The 5,987-nt window shown below is 72.1% G+C and carries 4 protein-coding genes; 1 reads left to right on the forward strand and 3 read right to left on the reverse strand.

All coding sequences use genetic code 11. The annotated features are described in order from the left end of the window. The first annotated feature begins 36 nt into the window (after positions 1 to 36). Positions 37 to 888: a YceI family protein gene (locus tag KN815_RS44380; RefSeq protein ID WP_216347439.1), complete on the forward strand. Its 852-nt coding sequence runs from the start codon at positions 37 to 39 to the stop codon at positions 886 to 888. A gap of 298 nt (positions 889 to 1,186) precedes the next feature. On the opposite strand, the gene KN815_RS44385 is transcribed toward KN815_RS44380, so the two are convergent. The 3 genes from KN815_RS44385 to KN815_RS44395 form a co-directional block, all read right to left on the reverse strand. Further along, positions 1,187 to 1,969 (reverse strand): TetR/AcrR family transcriptional regulator, encoded by a 783-nt coding sequence (locus KN815_RS44385; RefSeq protein WP_216347440.1) that lies wholly within the window; start codon positions 1,967 to 1,969, stop codon positions 1,187 to 1,189. A 79-nt stretch (positions 1,970 to 2,048) separates the two neighbouring features. Beyond that, a complete protein-coding gene (locus KN815_RS44390) occupies positions 2,049 to 3,575 on the reverse strand; it encodes an MFS transporter (RefSeq protein WP_216347442.1) in 1,527 nt (508 codons plus the stop codon). Positions 3,576 to 3,739: 164 nt separating this feature from the next. Further along, a partial coding sequence (locus KN815_RS44395; protein WP_372458632.1) for an ArnT family glycosyltransferase occupies positions 3,740 to 5,987 on the reverse strand: 2,248 nt, incomplete at its 5' end.

The raw sequence follows: 5,987 nt of genomic DNA on the forward strand, positions 1-5,987 counted from the left end.
GGCACGAGCGACACCCGAGCGGGAGCGAAACGCGGCATGACGACCACAGGAGCAGGAGCAGGCGGGGGAGCGGGGCTGCGGGCCCGGATCCACACCCGCGACGGCTGGGCGGTCCAGCACGCGGTGCTGACCGTCACGGATATGACGGGCGCGCAGGTGCTGCGCGCGCAGGCCGACGGGGACGGCGCCGTGCGGACCGACCAGCCGCTGCCGCCGGGGCCGTACACGATCATCGCCACCGCCGTCGGCTATGCCCCGGTCGCGTCCACGGCGATCGTCACCGCCTCCGGGCGGGCCGATGTGGGCACGGTGGTGCTGGCGCGGCAGGGCGGGGTGGAGCTTCCCCCGCCCGGTGTGTGGACGCTCGACCCGGCGCATTCGACGGTGGCCGCGGTCGCCCAGCATCTGGGGATCTCCAGCGTGCACGGCCGGTTCACGGAGTTCGGCGGGCGGATCGAGGTCGGCGAGGACATCGAGAAGTCGCGCGTCGAGGCGGTCATCCAGGCCGCCAGCATCGACACCGGCAATGCCATGCGGGACGGCCATCTGAAGTCGCCCGACTTCCTCAATGTGGAGGAGTTCCCGCAACTGACGTACCGGAGCACGCATCTGAGCGCGGCCGGGGCCGACCGCTGGACGGTCCATGGCGAGCTGTCGATGCACGGCGTCGTCCGGGACGTGGACCTGGACCTGACCTACCTGGGCACGGGCCCCGACCCGTGGGGCGGGGTGCGGGCGGCCTTCCGGGCCATCGCCGAGCTGCGCCGCGAGGACTTCGCGATGAACTACAACCAGGTGGTCGCGGCGGGCATCGCGGCGATCGGCACGACCCTGCGGGTGGAGCTGGACATACAGGCGGTACAGGGCGAGGAGCTCCCCACGGCCTGACGGCCACCGGCGGTCCGGCCGCCCGGCGGCAGGCTGACCGGTGGGCGCCCCGGCCGTACGGCGGCCAGACCGCCCCGCGGCCCGATCGGTCGGCGCCCTGACCGTCCGAGGGCCGATGTCCCGGGGCCCGACCGCCCGGCACCCAGACCGCCCGGCGGCACGACCGTTTCGGCGACTGATGTCCCGGGGCGGCACCCCGGCCCGCCGGGCGCGCGTCGTCGGTGACTCCGTACAGCGTGAGCAGATCCGCGGCACGCCGGCCCGCCGGGCGCGCGCTATCGGTCGCGCAAGGCGCGCGCTACCGGTCGCGCAGGGCTTCGATACCGGCGATCGCGAAGTCCAGGGCGAAGGTGAAGTCGCGGTCCCGCATCTCCTCGACCGTATTGCCGCCCCGAGCCTTCATGATCTTCCGCGGCTCGTCGAACTCCATACGGTCCTCGACCGAGCTCATCGTCTCGTGGAACAGCTCGTCCTGCGTGAGTCCCGCCGCCCGGCAGCGGGCGGCGAAGCGGCCCTCGATCGTGCCGAAGCCGTAGACGAACTGGTAGACGAGGGACAGCGCGCTGGTGATCTTGTCGTCCGGCAGTCCGCTGTTGCGCATCACGGCCAGCGCGGCGTTGCTGAAGACCACCGCGTTGGGCCCGATGTTGAGGTACTCCCCCAGCAGCGCCGGCACCCAGGAGTGGCGGACCATCACCTGCCGGTACTCGGCGGCGAGCTGTCGCAACTGCTCACGCCAGTCCCGCGGCTCGGCCGGGGAGTGCTCCTTGCCCTCGACGGGCCCGACCGCCTCCATGGGCAGCGCTATCTCGCCCATCGCGGCGTCGAGGGCGAGTTCGAGCAGATGGTCCTTGGTCTCCACGTACCAGTAGACCGACATGGCGGTCACCCCGAGCTCCGCCGCGAGCCGCCGCATCGAGAAGCCCGACAGCCCCTCGGCGTCCAGCAGCCGCATCGTCGCCGCGACGATCTTCACATGGTCGAGCCCGACGGGCTGCTGATCGCCCTTGCGCTTGGGGGCCTTGCGTTCGGAGAGCCAGACGCTGGACCGCGGGCGGACGGTACGGCTGCCGGTTGCCATGGCGGCGCCTCTCTTTCTCCGATGCGCTGGCACCATGCGCCCCGGGACCCGGCACGCGGCACCTCACTACCTCCAGATGCTATGCCGCCGGGGCCTCCTGTGAAGATCGTTCGGCCCTGCTGAGCAGGAGCGCGGCCAGCAGCCCGCCCGCCAGCACGGCCGCCGCGCCGACGAGCTGGCTGGTCTCCAGGCCGGAGGAGAAGGCGTCCGTGACGGCCGCCCGGTCCCCGGGGGTACGCGCCGCGGCGAGGGCGGCCGGAAGCGAGCCGGCTCCGGCGGCGGCCGCGGGCAGCAGCGAGCTGAAGCGGGAGTTGAGCACGGCGCCGAGGACGGCGACCCCGAGCCCGTTGCCGAACTCGGTGAGGGTGCCGTTGACACCCGCGCCCACCCCCGCCTTCTCCGGCGGGATGGCCGACATGATGGCGTTCGCCATCGCGGGCATGGCGAGCGCGATCCCGGTCCCCATCACCACCAGCCCCAGCAGCAGTCCGCCGTAGCCGTCCGCGCCGAGGACCGCGATGAGCGCGAGGCCGACCGCGAGCAGCCCCATACCGCTGACGATCGTCAGCGGCGTCCCGAGCTTCGGCAGCAGCCGGGCCCCGACCCCGGTGAGGTTGAGCGCCACGATCACCAGCGCGAGCGGCGCGGTGCGCAGCCCCGCGTCCAGCGCGTCATAGCCGAGCACGAACTGGAGATGCTGGGTGAGCAGGAAGAGCGAACCGCCCATCCCGAAGGCGACGAGGATGCCGCCCGCGACGGCGCCCACGAAGCGGCGGTCCCTGAAGAAGTGCATATCCAGCATCGGATACGGAATATGACGCTCCCACAGCGCGAACCCGGTCAGCACCACGACCCCGATGAAGGCGGACAGCAGCACCCGGACCGAGGTCCAGCCGTGTTCGGGCCCGGCGATGATCGCGTAGACGACTCCGGTCATCCCGATGGTGGAGAGCACCGCGCCCAGCAGATCGGGCCGGTCGCCGACCGGGTCCTTGGACTCGGGCACCAGCCAGATCGCGGCGATCAGCCCGAGCAGCGCGACCGGGATATTGATCAGGAAGATCGAGCCCCACCAGAAGTGCTCCAGCAGCGAGCCGCCGATCAGCGGCCCGGCGGCGAAGCCGAGCGAGCTGACCGCGCCCCACAGGCCGATCGCCTTGGTCCGCTCGGCCGCGTCGAAGATCTGCACCACGACGGCCAGCGTCGTGGTCATCAGCAGCGCACCGCCGATCCCCATGCCCGCGCGGGCGGCGATGAGCTGGCCGGGGCCCTGCGCCAGCGACGCGAACAGCGAGCCGATCCCGAACAGGGCCAGCCCCGCGACCAGCATCTTCTTACGGCCGTAGCGGTCGGCGGCATTGCCCGCCGTGAGCAGCAGCCCCGACTGGACCAGCGAATAGGCGCTGATCATCCACTGGATCTCGGCGGTGCTCGCGTCCATCTCCCGGGCAAGGGAGGGGACCGCGACATTGAGGATCGTGTTGTCCAGCAACACGGTGAGCTGAGCGAGGCAGATCACGGCGAGGATCAGCCAGCGCTGTGGATGACCACCCGGGGACTGGCCGGATGGAGCGGAGGCGGCGTCGGCGGCGGTCGAAACCGTCATGAGGACTCCAGGCAGTGGCTTCTACGGTGTATGACGATATGGCTGCTATACACCGTACAAGCACCGCTGTACGGCGTACAGCGAATTATCGTCCACCCGCCGCAAGCACGTACGGGCCGGTGACCAGGGGAAACCCGGCCACCGGCCCGTACGGGGCGCTGTCGTCAGTCGGAGGACGTCGAGGACTTCTGTGACGTCGAGGACTTCTGTGTCAGGTCATAGAGCGTGGTGCTGCCCACGGTGACCTTCTTGTAGGTCGCCTCGATCCAGGAGGTGATCTGGGACGAGGTCCCCCGGCCGCCGCCCGGCCCGCCGCCCATACCGGTGCCCGAGGAGATGAAGTAGTGGATCTTGCCCTGCTTCACATACTCCTTGAACTGGGCGAGCGTCGGGGACGGGTCGCTGCCGTTGAAGCCGCCGATGGCCATCACGGGCTTCTGGGTGGCGAGTTGATAGCTCGCGGCGTTCTGGGAGCCGATCGCCGCGGCCGCCCAGGTGTAGTCGTCGGCGTTCTTCTCCAGCTTCGCCTCCGTCTTGGCGTCGACCTGCTGGCCGTCGAGCAGTCCGCCCATGCCGCCGCCGCGCCGGCCGCCCTCGCCCATGCCGCCACCGGGCAGCATGCCGGGCCAACCGTTCCGGCCCTGGCCCTGGGCGTTGCCCTTACCGTTCTGCGGAGACTGGCCGCCGCCCGGGAAGCCGCCGCCGGGGAACCCGTTCCGACCGCCCGGCTGACCGCCGCCGGTGCCGCCGCCCGGCATGCCCTGCCGACCGCCCTGACCCTGGCCCTGCTGGGCCTGGCCACCCTGCTGATTGCCCTGACCCTGGCCCTGCTGGCCCGCGCCCTGGCGTCCGTTCTGCATCCCCGGCGGGCCGCCCATCCGGCCGCCGCCCGGGAAGCCGCCACCGGGGCCGCCCATACCGCCCGCCACCGACGGACCGGCCGTCACGATGGAACCGCGCTTCGGGGTGTCCACCGTGTTGAGCGTGTACGCGACCGGCCCGGCCAGCCCCGCCGCAAGGCCCAGGCCCGCCGCGGCCAGCGCCGCCTTACGGCCGAGGCGCGCCGTCAGCAGCAGTCCGGCCGCCGCCGCGAGCCCGCCGATCAGCACCGCCCAGCGCAGCCAGGGGTACCAGTCCGCCGACCGCCCGAGCAGGACGTACGACATAAAGGCGGTGACCGCGACCGTCACGGCCAGCACCGCCGAGGCGGCCGACCCGGCCCGGCCGCCTTCGTTCCGCCGCTCCCACAGCAGCGCCGCGCCCATACCCACGACCGCCGCGATATAGGGCGCCAGGGCGATGTTGTAGTACTGGTGGAAGATCCCGGACATAAAGCTGAAGGTGGCGAACGTCATCAGCAGCGCCCCGCCCCACACCAGGAAGGCCGCGCGCCGGGTGTCGGTGCGCCCGGCCCGCCAGGTCAGCCAGATACCGGCCGCCAGCAGGATGAACGCCGCGGGCAGCAGCCAGGCGATCTGACCGCCCATGTCGGAGCCGAAGAGCCGGTCGATCCCGGTCTCGCCCCAGCCGCCGCCACCCCGGCCGCCCCCGCCGACGCTGCCGGTCTCATTGCCGTTGATCCGGCCCAGCCCGTTGTAGCCGAAGGTCAGCTCCAGGAAGCTGTTGTGCTGCGAACCGCCGATGTACGGACGCGAGGACTCCGGCCACAGCTCGACGATCGCGACCCACCAGCCGCCGGAGACCACCATCGCCAGCCCCGCGAGCAGCAGTTGCCCGATCCGCCGGCCGAACTTCGCCGGGGCGCACACCGCGTACACCACCGCGAGCGGCGGCAGGATCAGCCACGCCTGGAGGGTCTTGGTGAGGAAGCCGAGGCCGAAGCAGACGCCCGCGAGCAGCAGCCACTTGGTGCGGGCGTCCTCCAGCGCGCGCAGCACGCAGTAGACCGCCGAGACCATCAGCAGACACAGCAGCGCGTCGGGGTTGTTGAAGCGGAACATCAGCGCCGCGACCGGGGTGACCGCGAGCGCCGCGCCCGCGATAAGCCCGGCGGCCGCGCCGAACCTGCGGCGTACGGCCGCGTACAGCACTCCGACCGTCGCGACGCCCATCAGCGCCTCGGGGACGAGGACCGCCCAGGAGGAGAGGCCGAAGAGCCGCACCGACAGGGCCATCGGCCACAGCGCGGCCGGGGGCTTGTCGACGGTGATGGAGTTCGCGGCGTCGGAGGAGCCGAAGAAGAACGCCTTCCAGCTCTCGCTGCCCGCCTGGACGGCGGCCGAGTAGAACTGGTTGGCGTAGCCGGACGCGCCCAGGCTCCAGAGGTAGAGCACGGTGGTCACGGCCAGCAGGGCCCACAGGGCGGGCCGCGCCCAGCGCGGGTCCTCCGGCCGTCCCCGCCAGGCCCGCGCCAGCCGCGAACCGCCGGTGGCCGCCGGGGCAGCATCGGTG

Source organism: Streptomyces niphimycinicus, assembly GCF_018883605.1.
GTDB lineage: Bacteria > Actinomycetota > Actinomycetes > Streptomycetales > Streptomycetaceae > Streptomyces > Streptomyces niphimycinicus.

Excerpts from the sequence above, each read along its gene's own strand:
- KN815_RS44380 (WP_216347439.1), top strand. The coding sequence starts at position 37 with ATGACGACCACAGGAGCAGGAGCAGGCGGGGGAGCGGGGCTGCGGGCC.
- KN815_RS44385 (WP_216347440.1), bottom strand. The coding sequence starts at position 1,969 with ATGGCAACCGGCAGCCGTACCGTCCGCCCGCGGTCCAGCGTCTGGCTC.
- KN815_RS44390 (WP_216347442.1), bottom strand. The coding sequence starts at position 3,575 with ATGACGGTTTCGACCGCCGCCGACGCCGCCTCCGCTCCATCCGGCCAG.